This is a genomic window from Nonomuraea sp. NPDC050556, assembly GCF_044457355.1.
GTDB lineage: Bacteria > Actinomycetota > Actinomycetes > Streptosporangiales > Streptosporangiaceae > Nonomuraea.
Map to the genome: position 1 here is coordinate 571,882 of NZ_JBITGU010000006.1, position 16,025 is coordinate 587,906.

Here is a 16,025-nt window from a genome sequence, read left to right on the forward strand (position 1 = left end):
GACTTATCGGGTAAAGAGTACATAGCGATCATTGCGGACGGCAGGACCTTGATCGATTTCTTTGTCGCGGTTCTGTCACACGCGCCTAGGCGCGCTGGTAGTGCAGCAGGACGGTCTTCGCGTCGAAGGTCCGCGAGTCGACGAGCCGCAGGTTCACCCGCTCGTCGCGAGCAGGGAACAGCGGCTTGCCGCCGCCGAGCACGACCGGGTGGACGACGACGTGATACTCGTCGATCAGCCCCAGGTCGGTGAGCGCCGCCGGCAGCTCGGCGCCGCCGGTGAGCAACAGGTCCTTGCCCGGCTCCCGCTTCAGCTCGCCGACCTGCTCGGCCAGGTCCCCGCCGATCACCCGGGCGTCCCAGTCGGCCTTCTCCAGCGTGTTGGAGAAGACGATCTTGGGAGTCGAGCGCCAGACGGGCGCATAGTTGACGTCGTGGCTGTCGGTGGAGGTCTCGTCGGCAGTAGGCCAGTAGGAGGCCATCATCTCCCACACGACACGGCCATAGATGAAGGTGTCCACCCGCTCGGTGAGCGCCTCGGAGTAGGCGAAGAGCTCGGGACCGATGGCGGGCCAGTCGAACTCGCCGTTCGGGCCGCAGATGTAGCCGTCGGCGGAGACGTGGACCCAGAAGATGATCTTTCGCATGGCTTGGCTCTTTCTCTTGGACGCTTGTCACCAGGAGGTCGGAACCGTTCGCCATTTTTCTACACATCCTCGGGCCGGTTTTTCGCTTCTGACCCGAGTCTGCGTTGACGGGGTTTCACAGACCTCTCAACACCGTCTCAAGGGTGCGAGTCAGGCGGCAAGGGCGGGCTCGAACGCGCGGGTCCTGAGACCGGCGCGGGCGACGGCGACGGCGAGGACGCAGACCGCGACGGCCGCGTAGAAGACCGCGACCAGCCCGAACACCTCGGCGAGCAGGCCGCCCACCGCGGCGCCCAGCGGCATGCCGCCCGCGCCGATCAGGCGGTAGGCCGAGTTGACCCGGCCCAGCAGCGCGGACGGGATGATGCGCTGGCGCAGCGACACCACGACGACGTTGCTAGACGCGGCGGTGATGCCGATGAGGAACACCGCGGGGAACAACGCGTAGGCGGAGGGCAGCACCACGGGGACGAGGAGCAGCAGGCTGTTCCCCAGCCAGGTGATCACCAGCGTCCGCCCCTCGCCCGCCCACGCGGCGAAGCGGGCCACGAACAGCGAGCCGAGCAGGGCACCGACCGCCAGGACCGTCATGGCCACGCCGAAGGCGGACGACGTGAGCCCGATGCGGGACTCGGGCCCCACCGCCCACAACACGAAGACGGAGAAGAACGCGGCGTTGGCGGTGTTGAGCATCCCGGCGGCGATGGCCAGCGCCCGCACGACCCGGTCGTTCCACAGGTACGACAGCCCTTCCTTGATGTCGACCCGCAGCGGCGCGGTGGAGACCACCTCGGGCCTGAACCGCCGCCCACGCATGCCCAGCAGGAGCGCCCCGGCCACCGAGTAGAGCAGCGCAGGAGCGCCGAAGACGGCGGTGGGCAGGACCGCGACCAGCAGACCGGCGAGCGGCCCGCCGAGGAAGTCGCCGCCGATCGTCTGGGCGGCCACGATGCGCCCGTTGGCGGCGGCGAGGCGCTCGCGCTCGACCACCATCGGCAGCACCGCCTGCGCCGCCGTGTCGGCGAACACCTCACACACCCCGAACAGCAGCAGCGCCACCAGCAGGAGCGGCAGGCTCATGAAGTCGAGCAGCGACGCCACAGCGGTGAGGGCGAGCGCCCCGCCGCGCAGCCAGTTGGCGATCACCATGATCCGCCGACGGTCCAGGCGGTCCGCGAGCGCTCCGGCGTACAGGGTGCAGAGCAGCCAGGGCAGCGTCACGGCCACGCTCACCAGGGACACCAGCGTGGGCGAGCGGGTCAGCGTGACGGCGAGCAGCGGTGCGCCGACCTTCAGCACCCCGTCGGCGAGGTTGGAGGCGGCAGCGGAGGCCCAGAGGTAGCGAAACATGTGAAGCTCCCATTCGTGCAAAGAAACCTTTGCAAAGATAACGTTGCACAGATGGGTATGCAAGGGGATGTGAACATCAAGAACTGGCCGCCGCGCGTGTGGGTCGCCCTGGCGCTCCTCGTCCTGATAGTGATCTTCATCTTTCAGAACGGGCAGACGGCGACGGTGCACCTGCCGTTCATCGCGGTCCAGGCGCCGATGTGGATCACGCTGCTCGCGTGCGTCGTGGTGGGGATCCTGATCGGCGTGCTAGGCCGGAGGAAGTCCAAGGCTGACGGTAAGTGACGAGGTGTGGAGCACCTCGACCTCGCACGGCAGCAGCTCGACGCCCGTGCCGAGCGGCTCGCCCGTGCCGTGGTTGCGCACCAGGCGGGGGTGCGCGCCGCTGGCGACCTGCACGCGCAGCCGGTGCCCCGCCGCGAAGCGGTGCGCGGTGGGCCACAGCTCGACCCTGACCTCGCGCGTCCCCGAGCCTGAGGTCCTGACCAGGCCGTCGCACACGTTCCTCGACTCCCCCGACGGGTGCACGTCGCAGAGCCTGACCACGAAGTCGGCGTGCTCACGCGAGGTACGGACCACCAGGTCGGCACGCACGGCCCCGATCGCCTCCAGGTCGGCGGGAAGCGGCTCCGAGGTGTAGACGAGCACGTCGGCGCGCTCCTCGTGGGCGCGGTTGTCCACGACCGGCTTGCCGTCCGAGTTGAGCAGCGGCCCGCCGGGCAGCGGGGTGGGGTCGGCCGGGTCGAAGACGTAGGAGTCCGAGCCCTCGCCCGGCTCGTCGGCCAGCGCTGGGCCCAGGTACCAGGTGCGCTCCGGGCCGGACGGCCACGACGGGTACTCGCGCCACTCGTCCGCCCCGGTCACGAAGAGCCGCACCGGCAGCTCGCGCACCCCGGACGGGTCGTCCAGCAGGTGGGAGCGGAACCAGCCGAGGCTCTCGCCGAGCGCGATGCCGAACATCCCCATGTCCCCGTGCCACCACGGCCCGATCGTGAGGTGCGGCCGGCGCCCGGCCGCGACGAGCGTCGCGTAGTCGGCCATGGTCTGCGGCAGCGCGAAGTCGTACCAGCCGGTGGTGATGTGCATCGGCGCCGTGGTTCCGGCGACGAGGGGCCGGTGGTCGCAGCCCGCCCAGTAGCCGGCGTCGCGGTCCAGCCAGCGGCCGAGCCACGCGTACTGCTTGCCGGAGATGTCCCGCCCCACCGACGACAGCGGCAGGTCCAGGAAGCGGCGGCGCACCCGGTCGTTGAAGCCGAACCTGCGCGGGTTGAGCACCCCCATGACGTGCTCCTGGTTGGCCGCCCAGAGGAAGGCGTCGTCCAGCGAGAACCCGCCGCCCTGGTACATCGTCGGCTCGAAGGTGGCGGAGGTGACCTGCGCGGCCATCGCCACGATCTCCGGGGAGTCGCACACCGCCCACTGCACGTTGCCCAGGTAGCTGGGGCCGAAGGTGGCCAGGCGCCCGCCGTACCAGGGCTGCTTGAGCACCCAGTCGATGGTGGCCAGCCCGTCCTCTCGCTCATGCGCGAACGGGACGAACACCCCGCCCGAGTCGCGGGTGCCGCGGGTGCTCTGCATCAGCACCTGGAAGCCGCGCTCGGCGATGATCCTGGCCAGCAGGCCCGCGACGGACCGCCTGCCGTACGGCGAGCGGATGAGGATCAGCGGCTGACCCGGCGCGGCCGGAGCGAAGTAGCGGTCCGCGAGCAGGACGACGCCGTCGGGCATCGTGGTCCGCAGATCACGCTCGACGCGCACCTTCTGCGTGGCGGGCCCCAGACCAAGACGACCGGCGGCGAAACGGCTCAGGAAGGTCATTCCCCCTTCCTACGGGTTGTCAGCGCTATCCGTCCAGCAGCCGAGCTCGTACGGCGGCGCGGTCGACGTCGAGCTTGGCCAGCAACGCCGCCACCGGGTCTGGCTGTTCTGCCTTCAACAGCTCCATCAGCAGGTAGGCGGGCGCCCAGCTCCTGGTGCGGACGCTGGTCGCCTTCACGCACCGGTCCACCGCGGCGCGCGCGCCCGTCGAGAGCCTGCTGATCGACACGGCCGGGTGCTTGGCCGCGACCGGCTCGAATCCGGTCGTGTCCAGGCCGATCGCGGCCAGCGCGTCGTTGTCGAGCCCGTCGAGCGCGGCGCGGGCCGCGGGCAGGTCGGTGCCGAGCGCCTCGGCCACCTGCTCGTCGGTGAGCAGGCCCAGCAGCAGGTGCTCCGTGCTGATCCGCCGGTCGCCGCGCCTGCGCGCCTCTTCCTGCGCCGCCTTGATCACTTTCGCGAAAGGTCTCATGACTCACTTCCCGTATTTGGCGTGTACCGACTGCCGTGACATGCCCAGGGCGTCGCCGATCTGTTCCCAGGTCCAGCCCTGCTCCCTGGCCAGCGCGACCGAGTTGGCCTCGACCTGCTCGGCCAGCCGGTGCAGCGCGCCGACGGCCCTGAGGCAGACCGCCGGGTCCTGGGATCTGATGCGTTCAGAAAGCTCCACGCCTGTCAGGCTAGATTGACAGGACTCTCTTTGTCAATCTAGCCTGACGCCATGACCAACATCGTTGTCGCAGGTGCAGGGCCTGTCGGGCTGATGCTCGCGGGCGAACTCAAGCTGGCGGGAGCCAATCCCCTCATCCTCGAACGGCGCGCCGAGCCCAGCGCGCTGCCCAGGGCCAACGGGCTAGGCGGGCGCGTCGTGGACCTCCTGGAGTACCGCGGGCTGCTGGAACGGCTCGGCGACGCGTTCCCCGTGCCCTCGTGGCGGTTCGGGCCCGTGCAGGTCACGCTCGACCGGCCCATGCGGGTGCTGCTGATCCAGCAGCCCGAGCTGGAGCGCCGGCTCACCGCGTGGGTCACCGAGCTGGGCGTGGAGATCAGGCGCGGCCACGAGGTGACGGGCTTCACGCAGGACGCCACCGGCATCACCGTCCACGGCACCTCGGACGTGCGCGCCGACTACCTGGTCGGCTGTGACGGCGGGCGCAGCACGGTGCGCGAGCTGGCCGGGATCGGCTTCCCCGGCGACACGGGCAGCGAGCTGCTCAGGATGGGGCACTTCAGGGTCGAGGACGCGCCGCCGACCTCCGACTGGGTGCGCACGCCGCGCGGAGCCGTCATCGTGACCTCGCTTCAGCCGGGGGTGGCGATCATCGGGGTGCGCGAGGAGGCCTCGGTGGACATGGACACGCCGCTGACCGTGGCCGAGCTCAAGGACGCCTACCTGCGGGTCAGCGGCTCACCGCTGGACTGCGGTGAGCCGATCTGGCTGTCCAGGACGGTGTCGCAGGCGCGGCTCGCCGACCGGTACCGCGAAGGGCGGGTGTTCCTGGCCGGGGACGCGGCGCACCTGTTCCCCGCCGGAGGGTCCGCGCTCAACGTCGGGCTGCTCGACGCGGTCAACCTCGGCTGGAAGCTGGCCGGGGAGCGGTTCCTGGACACCTACCACGACGAGCGGCACCCGGTCGGGGTCGGCACACTGGCCCAGACGCGGCTGCAGGAGCTGCTCAACGGCGTCGTGGACGGCGACGTGCGCGCCCTGGCGACGTCCTTGCTGCAGTACGGCGAGCCGTCGAGCGAGCTGAGCGAGCTCCTCTACAGCGCGGACTCGGCGTTCGGCCGCTTCCACCCGGTCTCGCCCGCCGCCGGGCGGTCGGCGCGCGCGGTGCTGGTCACCAGCGCGCCCGCGCTCGCCGCGGACTACGACGTGGACGTGGTCGAGGCGCCGGGCGACGCCGTGCTGGTGCGTCCCGACGGGATCGTCGCCTGGGAGGGCCCCGCAGAGGAGGCGGATGCGGCGCTCGACCGCTGGTGCGTCAGAACCGCCAGCGCGTCTGGCCGAACGGCTCGCCCTTGCTGAAGCCGAACGCCTTGACCGGGGCGACCTCGAACACCAGCGCCCGCCGTACGCCGTCGGCCGTGAACGCGCCGTCGCGCACGTCGAAATGCCACTCCTTGCCGTACTTGCCCTCCCACCCCCCAGCCAGCCGCCGCAGCCGCTCCTCGTCGGTGATCCGTACCGCCTGACCCTCGATGACCAGGTCGACGCCCGCGTCGTAGGCGTTGGTGCCGGTGACGAGGACGACGTGGGGGTTCTGCTCCAGGTTCCTGGCCTTCTGCTCGTCCGGCCCGGTGCAGAAGTGCATCGCACCGTCCTGCCAGAGCGCGATCAGCGGGGTGACGTGCGGGCGGCCGTCGGCCCGCACGGTCGTGAGCCAGAAGATCCGCGCCTCCTCCAGCAGCCCGACGGCCCGTTCCCACGGCACCGCCGTGGCGCCGTCGCCGCTGAAGGACATGTCCAGGTTCGTGATGGGAGTCGTCATGCCCGGATAGACCAGCGAACGGAGCAGAAGTCATCGGGTACGTTCGAGAACTGTGAAGTACTTGCTGATGATCGGTCACGCGCCCGAGCTCGACGGGTGCGACGGCTGGAGCGAGGAAATGCAGCGCAGGGGCGTGCTCGTCTCGGGCGTGGGCCTGCAGCCGCCCGAGGACGCGACCACCGTGCGCGTGCGCGGCGGCGAGGTCCTCCTGACCGACGGGCCGTTCGCCGAGACCAAGGACCAGGTCGGCGGGTTCAACCTCATCGAGTGCGCCGACCTGGACGAGGCCATCGAGATCGCCGCAGCGCACCCGGCGGCGGCCTATGGAATGGTCGAGATCCGCCCGGTCCGATGAAGGCGGTCGAGCGCGCCTTCCGCGAGGAGTGGGGACAGATCGTCGCCACCCTGATTCGGGTGACCGGCGACTGGGACCTCGCGGAGGAGTGCGCCCAGGAGGCGTTCGCGCAGGCGCTGCAGACCTGGCCGCGCGACGGCGTGCCGTCCAGGCCTGGCGCCTGGCTCACCACGACGGCGCGCAACGCGGCGACCGACCGGCTCAGGCGCGAGGCGGTCGGCGCGGCGAAGCTGCGCGAGGTCGCGCTGCTGGCGGGCGAGCGCGAGACGCCGCAGGACCAGCTCATGCTGATCTTCACCTGCTGCCACCCGGCGCTCGCCTACGAGGCGCGGGTGGCGCTCACCCTGCGCACGCTGGCCGGGCTGACCACGGCCGAGATCGCCAGGGCCTTCCTGGTGCCCGAGATGACCATGTCGCAGCGGCTGGTCAGGGCCAAACGCAAGATCCGCAACGCGGGCATCCCCTACCGGGTGCCGCCCGCGCACCTGCTGCACGCGCGCCTGTCCGCCGTGCTGGCCGTCCTCTACCTGCTGTTCAACGAGGGCTACTCGGCCAGGCACGAGCTGGCGTCCGACGCCCTGCGGCTCGCGCGCATGCTCGTACGGCTGATACCGGGCGAACCCGAGGCGGCCGGTCTGCTCGCCCTCATGCTGCTGCACGACGCCCGGCGCGACACCAGGACCGACGCGTCAGGCGTCCTGGTGACGCTGGAGCACCAGGACCGCTCCCGCTGGGACTCCGCAGAGATCGAGGAGGGCGTCGCGCTCCTGGACGACGCCCTGCGCCTGGGACGGCCCGGCCCCTACCAGGTGCAGGCCGCCATCGCCGCCTGCCACGCCACCGCGCCGACGGCGGCGGAGACCGACTGGGCGCAGATCGCCGGGCTCTACGACCGGCTCGTGCACCTCGTGCCGACGCCGGTGGTGGAGCTGAACCGGGCGGTGGCCGTCGGGATGGCGCTCGGTCCCGCTGCCGGGCTGGCCATCGTCGACGGGCTCTCGCTGGAGGGCTACCACCTGCTGCCCGCCACCCGGGCTGACCTGCTGCGGCGCCTTGGCCGTCACGAGGAGGCGCGGGCCGCCTACCGGGAGGCGCTGGCGCTGGCGACGTCGGAGGCGGACCGGAAATTTCTCCAGCGGCAGCTGTCTGTCTGAGTCGCTGCCGTTCGTCGGTGTTGGCGAAGGGAGAGTCTCAATGATTTCTTACGACATTTCAGGTTCTGGTCCCACGATCGTCTTCGCTTCCGGGGCCTTCAACGACAAGGACACGTGCCGGCCGCTCGCGCAGGCGCTGGAGTCGCAGTTCACCTGCGTCCTGTACGACCGCAGGGGGCGGGGCGGCAGCCACGACATCGCCCCGCCGTACACGGTCGAGCAGGAGGTCGAGGACCTCGACTGGCTGATCGGGCAGGTCGGCGGGCCGGTCCACGTGTTCGGCTTCTCCTCGGGGGCGGTGCTCGCCCTGCACGCGGTGGCCAGTGGGTTGCCGATCCAGAAGCTCGCCCTCTACGAGCCGCCATCCGTCGTGGACGCCGTGGGGTCTGACCATGTCGGGCCGATCACCAGGCTCGTCGAGGCGGGTCATCGGGGGGAGGCCGTCGAGTATTTCCAGACGGAGATCATCGGCATGCCGGTCGAGATCGTGCACCAGATCAGGAACGCGCCGTTCCGGGCCAGTATGGAGGCCATCGCGCCGTCGCTGGTGCACGACGTCCTGCTCGTGTCCCACGTGAGCAGTGACCTCGTCTCCTCGGTCAAGTCGCCCGCGCTCGTCATAGTGGGTGCGGAGAGCCCCTCGTTGCTGCACGACGCGGGCGCCTCGATCGCGGCCGGGCTCCCCCACGGCTCGCTCGTCACGCTGGAGGGGCAGACACACGACCTCGTGCCATCGGCCATCGTCCCGGTGATGGCCCCCTTCCTGACCTGACCCCCGCATCCCGCAAAGGGACCTTGAGGTGCCCAAAGGCCCCGCGAGGAGTGGATGGGATCCCTCAGGGGGGTGGGATCCCCCGTGAGAGGTGGGGTCCCTCGTGGGGGTGGGGGGTCCGTCGTGAGAGGGAGGTGAGGGTTGGGTCTTGTCGGCGATGGCAGGAGCGGTCGGAAAAGCCAGCATTGAGGCATACCAAGAACGACCGCTGCCAAGGAGAACCCCTGATGAACCCCCGCATCGCCTTCATTGCCGCCCCCCTCCTCACCATGGCCTACGGCGTGATCCGCCTCATTGACGGGCTGGATGGCGCCAAGGGCCCCGGCCTCGCCTGGACCGCCGGTCACCTTGCCTTCATCGGCGCGCTCGTCATGTTCGTGGTGACCTTCTGGGAGATGCGCCGCCTCGCAGGACGCGGCCTGCTCGCGACCACCAGCGCCGTCCTCGGCACCGTCGGAGTGGCCGCGCTGATCGCGCAGTTCGGGATCGACATCGTGGTGGGTTTCCTGGCCGTGGACCACGACGCGATGGGCCCGCTGTTCGACCAGGTGCAGAGCGTCCCGCTGGTGTCCCCGATCGTCTACCAGGCCGTGCCGTTCCTCTTCTACATCGGCCAGCTCGCGATCGTCATCCAGCTCGCCGCCACCCGCAAGGTGAAGGTCTGGACCCCGGTGCTGGTGCTGGTCGACCTGATGCTCCCGATGGTCGACAAGAACTTCATCCCGCTGGGCGCGCTCTTCCTGCTCATCTCCTTCCTCCCCCTGGCCCGCCTCAGCGCCGTCGCCGCCCCCCGCACCCCCGCCCACGCCCACGTCTGAACCACCCCACGACGGCCCGCCTCCCTCACGGGACGCGGGCCTTTCCGTTTCGTACGGCTGACGCACCGCAGTAACGGCGGGGACCACGTGCGGCGAGTGCCATGACGCACGGCCGGTCACCCGCGTCGGCGGGTGGCGATCCCCCGGCTCCGCCGTAAACGAAAAGAGTGGTGGATGGAACGCCTCGGCAGATGGTGGAATGGGCGTTCGACCCAATCCCCCGCGAGGAGCACGCCCGTGAGAGACAACCTCGACCTCGCCACCAGCGCCCAGGAGCTGGCAGACAGCGCCCCCGCCGGGTCCGTCAGCCGCGCGGCCGCCGCCTCCGTGGCCATCACCTGCGCCACCACCCGCGACGTCGACCAGGCCAGGACCACGCTGGACGGCCTGGCGCCCGAGGAGGTCAGGCTGGCGGCGCTGGAGCTGTTCGACCGCCTACAGGGAGTCCAGTAGCTTCAGGTAGTCCTGCCCCCGCTCGGTGATCTTGGCGTAGTCCTTCAGGTCGAACCGGTCGTCCGGCGCCTGGTGGTCGGTCCTGATCGCGTTGAGCCCGCCGTCGCGCACGGGCACGACGAACCGCATCGCGTCGAGGCGTTCGAGTTCGCGCACCATGTGGTTGGAATACTGCACCTCGAACCGCCCCGGGGTGTCGAGCCCCTGCAGGTGGCTGAGTTCGAACTTGGTCACGATGCCGGACAGCGCCATCTTGAGCGCCTTGACGTCGGACTCGAGGGCGCGCTGCCGGTCCTCGACCCGGCGCAGCCGGATCTTGCCCGCGCCGCCTGGGTCGAAGGTGAGGTCCTCGATGGAGTACTGCGACAGCACGAGCACGGCGATCGCGACGATGATCTCGGGCGTCGACAGCCGCGCCGAAGGGCCGATCAGCCCCAGCGGCACCATGATCAGATACGCGACGAGCAGCGCTCCGACCACCGCCGCGAGCACGCGCCGAACCACCATAGAAGGAGCAGACGCCCGAACCCCCAGGGAGGTCAAGTGCCCCGGTTGACCGACATGCCCGCACTCCTGCGCGCCGTGTCCGGCTTCCACGCGGAGCCCCTCGACGTCCCGATGGAGGAGGAGGCACTGGAACTCGCCGCCAGGAGCCTGGAGGAGTCCGGGTTGCTGCTGGTCGGCGAGATCCACGGCGTGCGGGAGAACCCGCTGGTCGCGCTCACCCTGATGCGCGCGCTCGGCGTGACGCGCCTGGCCCTGGAGTGGCCGCCGGAGATCGCGGCGGACGGCCCCACGATCGTCGTGGCGGGCAACCTGCACACGCCCACCGAGCCGCACCAGGAGGGCATCCCCATGGGAGCGCACCTGGCCCGCGCCAGGCCGGGTTTGCGCTCGATCGCCATCGAGTACGGCAAGGGGAGCTTCTACAACTGCGCGCCACGCCACATCGACAGCACGGCCGGGGAGGGGTTGTCGGTGCGTGAGGGCAGGCTGGTCTTCGGGCTGCCGCGGTTCACCGAGGCAGAGGTGCCACATCGGGTTTGAGTACGGGGTACTCATGTGCGCCGAATGGGCCGGTGCGAGCGTGAAGTCATGTTCACCATCTCTGCGAGGCGCCTCTTCGACGGCCATGACGTGCTCGAAGACCAGGTCGTCCGGATCGACCAGGGAAAGATCGTCGACCTCGCCCCGGGGCGCGCGGCGGACGTCGACCTCGGCGACGCCACCCTGCTGCCCGGCCTGATCGACTGCCATGTCCACCTGACCTTCGACGCCAGTGACGACGCCGTCGCCCACCTCCAGACCGCCTCGGACGAGGAGCTCGTCGCGGGCATGCGGCAGGCAGCCGCGCACACCCTGGCCAAGGGCGTGACCACCGTGCGCGACCTCGGCGACCGCAACTACCTGTCCCTGCGCCTGGGCCTGGGTCCCACCGAGGGCCCGGAGATCCTCGGCTCCGGCCCGCCCATCACCACGACCAAGGGCCACTGCTGGTTCCTCGGCGGGGAGGCGGACGGCGAGGAGGGCGTGCGCGCAGCCGTACGGGAAAGAGCGCGCAACGGCGCGCACGTGATCAAGATGATGCTCACAGGTGGCGAGCTCACCCCGGGGACCAGGTCGTGGGAGCGGCAGTACGAGCTGAGCGAGGTCAGGGCGGCCGCCGACGAGGCGCACGCGCTGGGCCTGCCGATCGCCGGGCACGCGCACGGCGCGGACGGCATCGCCTACGCCCTGGAGGCCGGGTTCGACACGATCGAGCACTGCACGTTCTTCACCGAGGACGGCCTCGACATCGACACCGAGCTCATGGCCAGGCTGGCCGCCTCCGACGTGGTGATCTCGCTGACGATGGGCGTGGTGCCGACGGACGCGCCGATGCCGCCGCGGGTCAGGGCGCTGCTGCCACGCCTGGGCGAGTTGCTGCGGGCGCACCGCGACATGGGGATGAAGGTCGTCATCGGTACCGACGCCGGCATCGGTCCGCCCAAGCCGCACGGGCTGCTGCCGCTGGGCGCGCAGATGCTGGTGGAGATGGGCGGGTTCGAGGCGCTCGACGTGCTGCGCTCGATCACCGCCAGGGCCGCCGAGGTCTGCCGCGTGGGCGACAGGAAGGGCAGCATCGCGCCCGGTTTCGACGCCGACCTGGTGGCCGTGACCGGCGATCCGGTGTCCGACATCGGCGCCCTCCACCACCCTGTGGGCGTGTGGCGGCTGGGCCATAGGCTCTGATGCGTGACGCGTGTCGGGATCCTGGGGCCGCTGCAGGTGCGCGACCATGAACACGTTGCGAAGATCGGCGGCGCGCGGGTGCGGGTGTTGCTGGTCAGGCTCGCGCTCGATCCCGGCCGCGTGATCACCGCCGAGCAGCTCATCGACGACCTGTGGCCGGGTGAGCCGCCCGCCCACCCGCTGGCCGCGCTGCAGTCGCTGGTGTCCAGGGCCAGGCGGGAGGCGCCGGGGCTGATCGGCTCGCACCCGGCGGGCTACCTGCTCGACGTGGCTCGCGAGGAGACCGACGCGTGGGAGTTCGAGCGGCTGGCCCGCGCGGGCGACCACCGCGCTGCCCTGGCGCTGTGGCGCGGCCCGGCGCTCGCCGACGCTTCCGGGCACCCGTTCGCGATGGCGCCGTCCGCCCGGCTGGAGGAGTTGCGCCTGCAGAGCCTGGCCGCCGACCTCGCCACCAGGCCTGATCCAGCGGAGTTGGAAGAGCTGGTCGCCGCGCACCCGTTGCGCGAGCCGTTCCACGCCCTGCTGGTACGCGCCCTGGCTGCGGCCGGGCGCGCGGGCGAGGCGCTGGAGGCCTACGAACGCATCAGGGCCAGGCTGGCCGACGAGCTCGGCGCCGACCCGGGTCCCGAGCTGCGCGAGGCGCACCTGGTAGCCCTCCGCATCGAGGTCCAGGGCAACCTGCCCGCCCGCCTGACCAGCTTCGTGGGCAGGAAGGCCGAGGTCGTACGGCTGCGCGAGCTCCTCGACGGCGATGCCCGCCTGGTCACCCTCACCGGTCCCGGCGGCGCGGGCAAGACGCGGCTGGCGATCGAGGTGGCCGCCACGCTCGACGCCCGCGACGGCGTGTGGCTGGTCGAGCTCGCCCAGGCCTCCGGGGTGCGCGCGGCGGTCGAGTCCACGCTGGGCACCACCGACCTCCGCGGCAGCGCGGCGCTCATCGTGCTCGACAACTGCGAGCACGTCGTGGACGAGGCGGCGCAGGTGGCTGAGCGGCTGCTCGCCGAGGCCCCCGAGCTGCGGATCATCGCCACGAGCAGGGAGCCGCTGGACATCACCGGCGAGCGCCTGCATCAGGTCGGCCCGCTGGCGGGCTCCCCCGCCGTCCGGCTGTTCACCGACCGGGCCGCTGCCGCGCGGCCCGACCTGCACCTGGACCGCGAGGAGGTGCTGAAGATCTGCGCGGAGCTCGACGGCATCCCGCTGGCGATCGAGCTGGCCGCCGCACGGCTGCGCACGATGCCGCTGTCCGGCCTGGCCGAGCAGCTCGCCGACCGCCTCGCGCTGCGCGGCACCCGTACGGCGGAGCCCAGGCATCGCACCTTGCGCGCGGTCATCGACTGGAGCTGGGACCTGCTGACCCCCGACGAGCAGCGGTTGCTGAGCCGCATATCGGTGTTCGCGGGCGGCACGACGCAGGCCGCGGTGCGCGAGGTGTGCGGCGGCGACCCGGGCTCGCTGGTCGACAAGTCGCTGGTGGTCCTCCAGGGCGAGCGTTACGTGCTCCTCGAAACCGTCAGGCACTACGCGGCGGAACGCCTGGCCGACCCGGAGACCGCGCAGGCGCACGCCCGCTACTACGTCGAGCTGTCCGAACGCGCCGAGCCGTACCTGCGCGGAAAGGACCAGGTGCGCTGGCTGAGCGTGCTCGACGCCGAGCAGGCCAACCTGGACGCCGCCCTGCAGCACACCGCCGATCCGCTCAGGGCGATCCTGCCGAGGTTCTGGCCGTGGGTCATGCGGGGCCGCTGGCGTGAGGCGCGCACCTGGTCGGCCGACGTGCTCACGAGGGTGCCTCAACAGGAAGAGGATCTCGCCTACGCGCTGTGCGTGCTGGTCAGCGGGGGCGGGCTGCTGCCCGTCGTGTGGGAGTCCGACCATCCGGCCGCGCTCGCCGCCTGGACGCTGGCCGGGGACTTCGGGCTGCCGGTCGACGTGGTCGAGCGGGCCAGAGCCGCTCTGGGCCGGTTCAGCGGCCATGAGGATCCGTGGACGCGGGCGACGGTGCGGTTGATGGCGGGCATCTCGGAGTTCGAGTTCGGCGCGGCGCGGGCGGCCGAGGAGCCGCTGGCCGAGGCGCTCACCGGGTTCCGGGCCGCGGGCGACCGATGGGGGCTGGCGCTGGCGCTCTACTGGCTGTCGCTGACCGTGGAGAACCGGGGCGACTTCGCCGGGGCGCTGGCGCTGGTGCTGGAGTCCGCCGGGCCGTCCGCCGAGATCGGCGGGCTGGACGCGCTGCCCGGCCCGGTGATGCTCTTCGCCAGGATCGGCCAGCTCAGAGGCCGTGTGGGCGACTTCGCCGGAGCCGCCCGCGACCTGGATCTGGCGTGGACGGCGGCCGAGCGGGCCGACGACCCGCTCGCCATGGCCAGGGTGGTGCACGCCAGGGCCATGCTGTCCCGGCGGCGCGGCGCACCGGACGCGCAGATCGCGCGGCGGGCCCTGGAGCTGGTCGGGCTGGCCGACGTGCCGCCGCCGCAGTTCGTGGCCCAGGTCCTGGCCGAGGTGTCCAGGGCGACGGGCGAGGTGGAGCCGCTGCGCCGGGCGCTCGCCCTCATGGACGGCAACCCGGACAGGACGGCGCGGGCGGTGATCCTGGAGGCGGCCGCCGAGCGGGTGGCGCCGGTGGAGCTCGTCGGCGCCGCGTGGGCGCTGCGCGGGATCACCGGGACCGCCGACCCCGAGGTGCTGGAGAGCCTCGGCGGTCAGCGCACGTCGGCCCGGGAGATGCCGAACCCGGAGAGGTACGCGTCGAGCTTGCTGGCCGGGCCGTCGAAGCCGATGTAGCCGTCGGGACGGATGAGCAGGTCACCGTGCAGGGTGAAATGTCCGCCCCACAGGCCGGGCATGCGCTCGCCGCCGCGCTCGCCCACGGACAGCGGGCTCTCCCAGTAACCGAGGTTGAGCTGCTGCGTCTCCTCGTCGCGCTTGAGGTCGCCCTCGCGCAGCAGCCTGGTGCTGAGCCCGAGCACGTGCTCGGCGATCGGCATGCGCTCCGCCTCGTAGGTGCCGATCAGCCGCTCGTCGCCGCTCGCGAGCTTCCAGCCCAGGTTGTAGGCGTCCTGGATGCCGGTGTTCATGCCCTGCCCGCCCGCCGGTGAGTGCACGTGGGCCGCGTCCCCGGCCAGGAAGACCCTGCCGACCCTGAACCGCTCGGCCATCCTGATGTTGACCCGGTACTCCGACCTCCAGGTGACCTCCTTGAGCGTGATGTCGGAGTACCTGGAGACGATCTTCTGGAAGTCGGTCTCGTCGGTGACCAGCGAGGTGAACTGGAAGACGTCGGTGCCGGGCAGCGGGCACAGCCCGAACGCCATCTGCTGGGTCTCGGGGTCCACGTACACGCGCCAGTACTCGCGGTCGACGTCGTCGGTCTTCACGTCGCCGAGCAGCATGCGCTCGCTCTCGAAGGTGTCGCCGTGGAAGCCGACGCCGAGCCTCTTGCGCACGGTGCTGCGGCCGCCGTCCGCACCGACCAGGTAGTCGCACTTCACGGTGCCGTTGCTGAGCGTGACCGTGACGCCGTCGTCGTCCTGCTCGAAGTCGATGACCTCGGTGCCCAGCTCCACGTGGTGGCCGAGTTCCGCGAGGCGCTCGCGCAGGATCCGCTCGATCCGCCACTGCGGCTGCATGATCACCATCGGGTACGGCACGTCCTCGGTCGGCTCCTTGGGCTCGTGCATGCGCCCCTCCCAGACCATCTGGTCGCCGACGTAGCTCCTGATCGCGGGGTAGACGGCGCCGGTGGCGAGGATCTCGTCGACGACGCCGAGGTCGTGGAAGATCTCCAGCGTGCGCGGCTGGAGGCCCTTGCCGCGCGAGCCTCTGGGGTGCTCCGGCGACCGCTCCACGATGCGGAAGTCGACGCCGCGTCGGGCGAGTTCGATGGCGAGGGTCAGACCGGTCGGGCCGCTGCCGACGATGAGTACGTTTGTCATGGA

At 71.2% G+C, this 16,025-nt stretch carries 18 protein-coding genes; 10 read left to right on the forward strand and 8 right to left on the reverse strand.

Annotated elements, in window-relative coordinates; all coding sequences use genetic code 11:
* Positions 1 to 85: 85 nt before the first annotated feature.
* Positions 86 to 646 (reverse strand): dihydrofolate reductase family protein, encoded by a 561-nt coding sequence (locus ACIBG8_RS49435; protein WP_397350294.1) that lies wholly within the window; start codon positions 644 to 646, stop codon positions 86 to 88.
* A gap of 150 nt (positions 647 to 796) precedes the next feature.
* The gene (locus tag ACIBG8_RS49440) at positions 797 to 1,996 is read right to left on the reverse strand and encodes an MFS transporter (protein WP_397350295.1); all 1,200 of its coding nucleotides are present in this window, start codon (positions 1,994 to 1,996) and stop codon (positions 797 to 799) included.
* Positions 1,997 to 2,047: 51 nt separating this feature from the next.
* Here ACIBG8_RS49440 and ACIBG8_RS49445 point away from each other — a divergent pair, with 51 nt between their 5' ends.
* Positions 2,048 to 2,281: a LapA family protein gene (locus ACIBG8_RS49445; protein WP_397350296.1), complete on the forward strand. Its 234-nt coding sequence runs from the start codon at positions 2,048 to 2,050 to the stop codon at positions 2,279 to 2,281.
* Here ACIBG8_RS49445 and ACIBG8_RS49450 read toward each other — a convergent pair.
* Genes ACIBG8_RS49450 through ACIBG8_RS49460 form a run of 3 tightly spaced genes read right to left on the reverse strand, consistent with a single transcriptional unit; the run spans position 2,246 to position 4,481 of the window.
* A complete protein-coding gene (locus ACIBG8_RS49450) occupies positions 2,246 to 3,814 on the reverse strand; it encodes a CocE/NonD family hydrolase (protein ID WP_397350297.1) in 1,569 nt (522 codons plus the stop codon). The two genes, ACIBG8_RS49445 and ACIBG8_RS49450, sit on opposite strands and share 36 nt — an antisense overlap.
* Positions 3,815 to 3,839: 25 nt before the next feature.
* On the reverse strand, positions 3,840 to 4,283 hold the full coding sequence (locus ACIBG8_RS49455; protein ID WP_397350298.1) for a Clp protease N-terminal domain-containing protein: 444 nt from the start codon (positions 4,281 to 4,283) through the stop codon (positions 3,840 to 3,842).
* Between the two features lie 3 nt (positions 4,284 to 4,286).
* Positions 4,287 to 4,481, reverse strand: coding sequence for a hypothetical protein (locus ACIBG8_RS49460; protein WP_397350300.1), 195 nt, complete (start codon positions 4,479 to 4,481; stop codon positions 4,287 to 4,289).
* A gap of 51 nt (positions 4,482 to 4,532) precedes the next feature.
* Here ACIBG8_RS49460 and ACIBG8_RS49465 point away from each other — a divergent pair, with 51 nt between their 5' ends.
* Complete coding sequence (locus ACIBG8_RS49465; protein WP_397350301.1) at positions 4,533 to 5,840, forward strand: FAD-dependent monooxygenase; 1,308 nt, start codon at positions 4,533 to 4,535, stop codon at positions 5,838 to 5,840.
* Here ACIBG8_RS49465 and ACIBG8_RS49470 read toward each other — a convergent pair.
* Entirely contained in the window at positions 5,797 to 6,303 is a 507-nt protein-coding gene (locus ACIBG8_RS49470; protein WP_397350302.1) for a pyridoxamine 5'-phosphate oxidase family protein, read from the reverse strand. The two genes, ACIBG8_RS49465 and ACIBG8_RS49470, sit on opposite strands and share 44 nt — an antisense overlap.
* 52 nt (positions 6,304 to 6,355) lie before the next feature.
* Here ACIBG8_RS49470 and ACIBG8_RS49475 point away from each other — a divergent pair, with 52 nt between their 5' ends.
* The 5 genes from ACIBG8_RS49475 to ACIBG8_RS49495 all read left to right on the forward strand — a co-directional run bounded on the left by ACIBG8_RS49475 (position 6,356) and on the right by ACIBG8_RS49495 (position 9,855).
* Entirely contained in the window at positions 6,356 to 6,658 is a 303-nt protein-coding gene (locus ACIBG8_RS49475) for a YciI family protein (protein ID WP_397350303.1), read from the forward strand.
* Entirely contained in the window at positions 6,655 to 7,812 is a 1,158-nt protein-coding gene (locus ACIBG8_RS49480; RefSeq protein ID WP_397350304.1) for an RNA polymerase sigma factor, read from the forward strand. The genes ACIBG8_RS49475 and ACIBG8_RS49480 overlap by 4 nt, the downstream gene beginning before the upstream one ends.
* A gap of 40 nt (positions 7,813 to 7,852) precedes the next feature.
* Positions 7,853 to 8,584, forward strand: a complete 732-nt coding sequence (locus tag ACIBG8_RS49485; protein ID WP_397350306.1) for an alpha/beta fold hydrolase — start codon at positions 7,853 to 7,855, stop codon at positions 8,582 to 8,584.
* Positions 8,585 to 8,811: 227 nt separating this feature from the next.
* The gene (locus ACIBG8_RS49490) at positions 8,812 to 9,402 is read left to right on the forward strand and encodes a hypothetical protein (RefSeq protein WP_397350307.1); all 591 of its coding nucleotides are present in this window, start codon (positions 8,812 to 8,814) and stop codon (positions 9,400 to 9,402) included.
* A 237-nt stretch (positions 9,403 to 9,639) separates the two neighbouring features.
* Positions 9,640 to 9,855: a hypothetical protein gene (locus tag ACIBG8_RS49495; RefSeq protein WP_397350308.1), complete on the forward strand. Its 216-nt coding sequence runs from the start codon at positions 9,640 to 9,642 to the stop codon at positions 9,853 to 9,855.
* Here the strand turns inward: ACIBG8_RS49495 and ACIBG8_RS49500 are convergent.
* Entirely contained in the window at positions 9,838 to 10,362 is a 525-nt protein-coding gene (locus ACIBG8_RS49500) for a hypothetical protein (protein ID WP_397350309.1), read from the reverse strand. The genes ACIBG8_RS49495 and ACIBG8_RS49500 overlap by 18 nt on opposite strands.
* Before the next feature lie 36 nt (positions 10,363 to 10,398).
* Here ACIBG8_RS49500 and ACIBG8_RS49505 point away from each other — a divergent pair, with 36 nt between their 5' ends.
* From ACIBG8_RS49505 to ACIBG8_RS49515, 3 genes are read left to right on the forward strand one after another with little or no spacing between them, the layout of a single operon-like run.
* Complete coding sequence (locus ACIBG8_RS49505; RefSeq protein ID WP_397350310.1) at positions 10,399 to 10,902, forward strand: hypothetical protein; 504 nt, start codon at positions 10,399 to 10,401, stop codon at positions 10,900 to 10,902.
* Positions 10,903 to 10,950: 48 nt separating this feature from the next.
* The gene (locus ACIBG8_RS49510) at positions 10,951 to 12,087 is read left to right on the forward strand and encodes an amidohydrolase family protein (RefSeq protein ID WP_397350311.1); all 1,137 of its coding nucleotides are present in this window, start codon (positions 10,951 to 10,953) and stop codon (positions 12,085 to 12,087) included.
* A 3-nt stretch (positions 12,088 to 12,090) separates the two neighbouring features.
* On the forward strand, positions 12,091 to 14,871 hold the full coding sequence (locus ACIBG8_RS49515) for a BTAD domain-containing putative transcriptional regulator (RefSeq protein WP_397350312.1): 2,781 nt from the start codon (positions 12,091 to 12,093) through the stop codon (positions 14,869 to 14,871).
* Here ACIBG8_RS49515 and ACIBG8_RS49520 read toward each other — a convergent pair.
* Complete coding sequence (locus ACIBG8_RS49520; RefSeq protein ID WP_397350313.1) at positions 14,790 to 16,022, reverse strand: FAD-dependent monooxygenase; 1,233 nt, start codon at positions 16,020 to 16,022, stop codon at positions 14,790 to 14,792. The two genes, ACIBG8_RS49515 and ACIBG8_RS49520, sit on opposite strands and share 82 nt — an antisense overlap.
* Between the last annotated feature and the right edge of the window lie 3 nt (positions 16,023 to 16,025).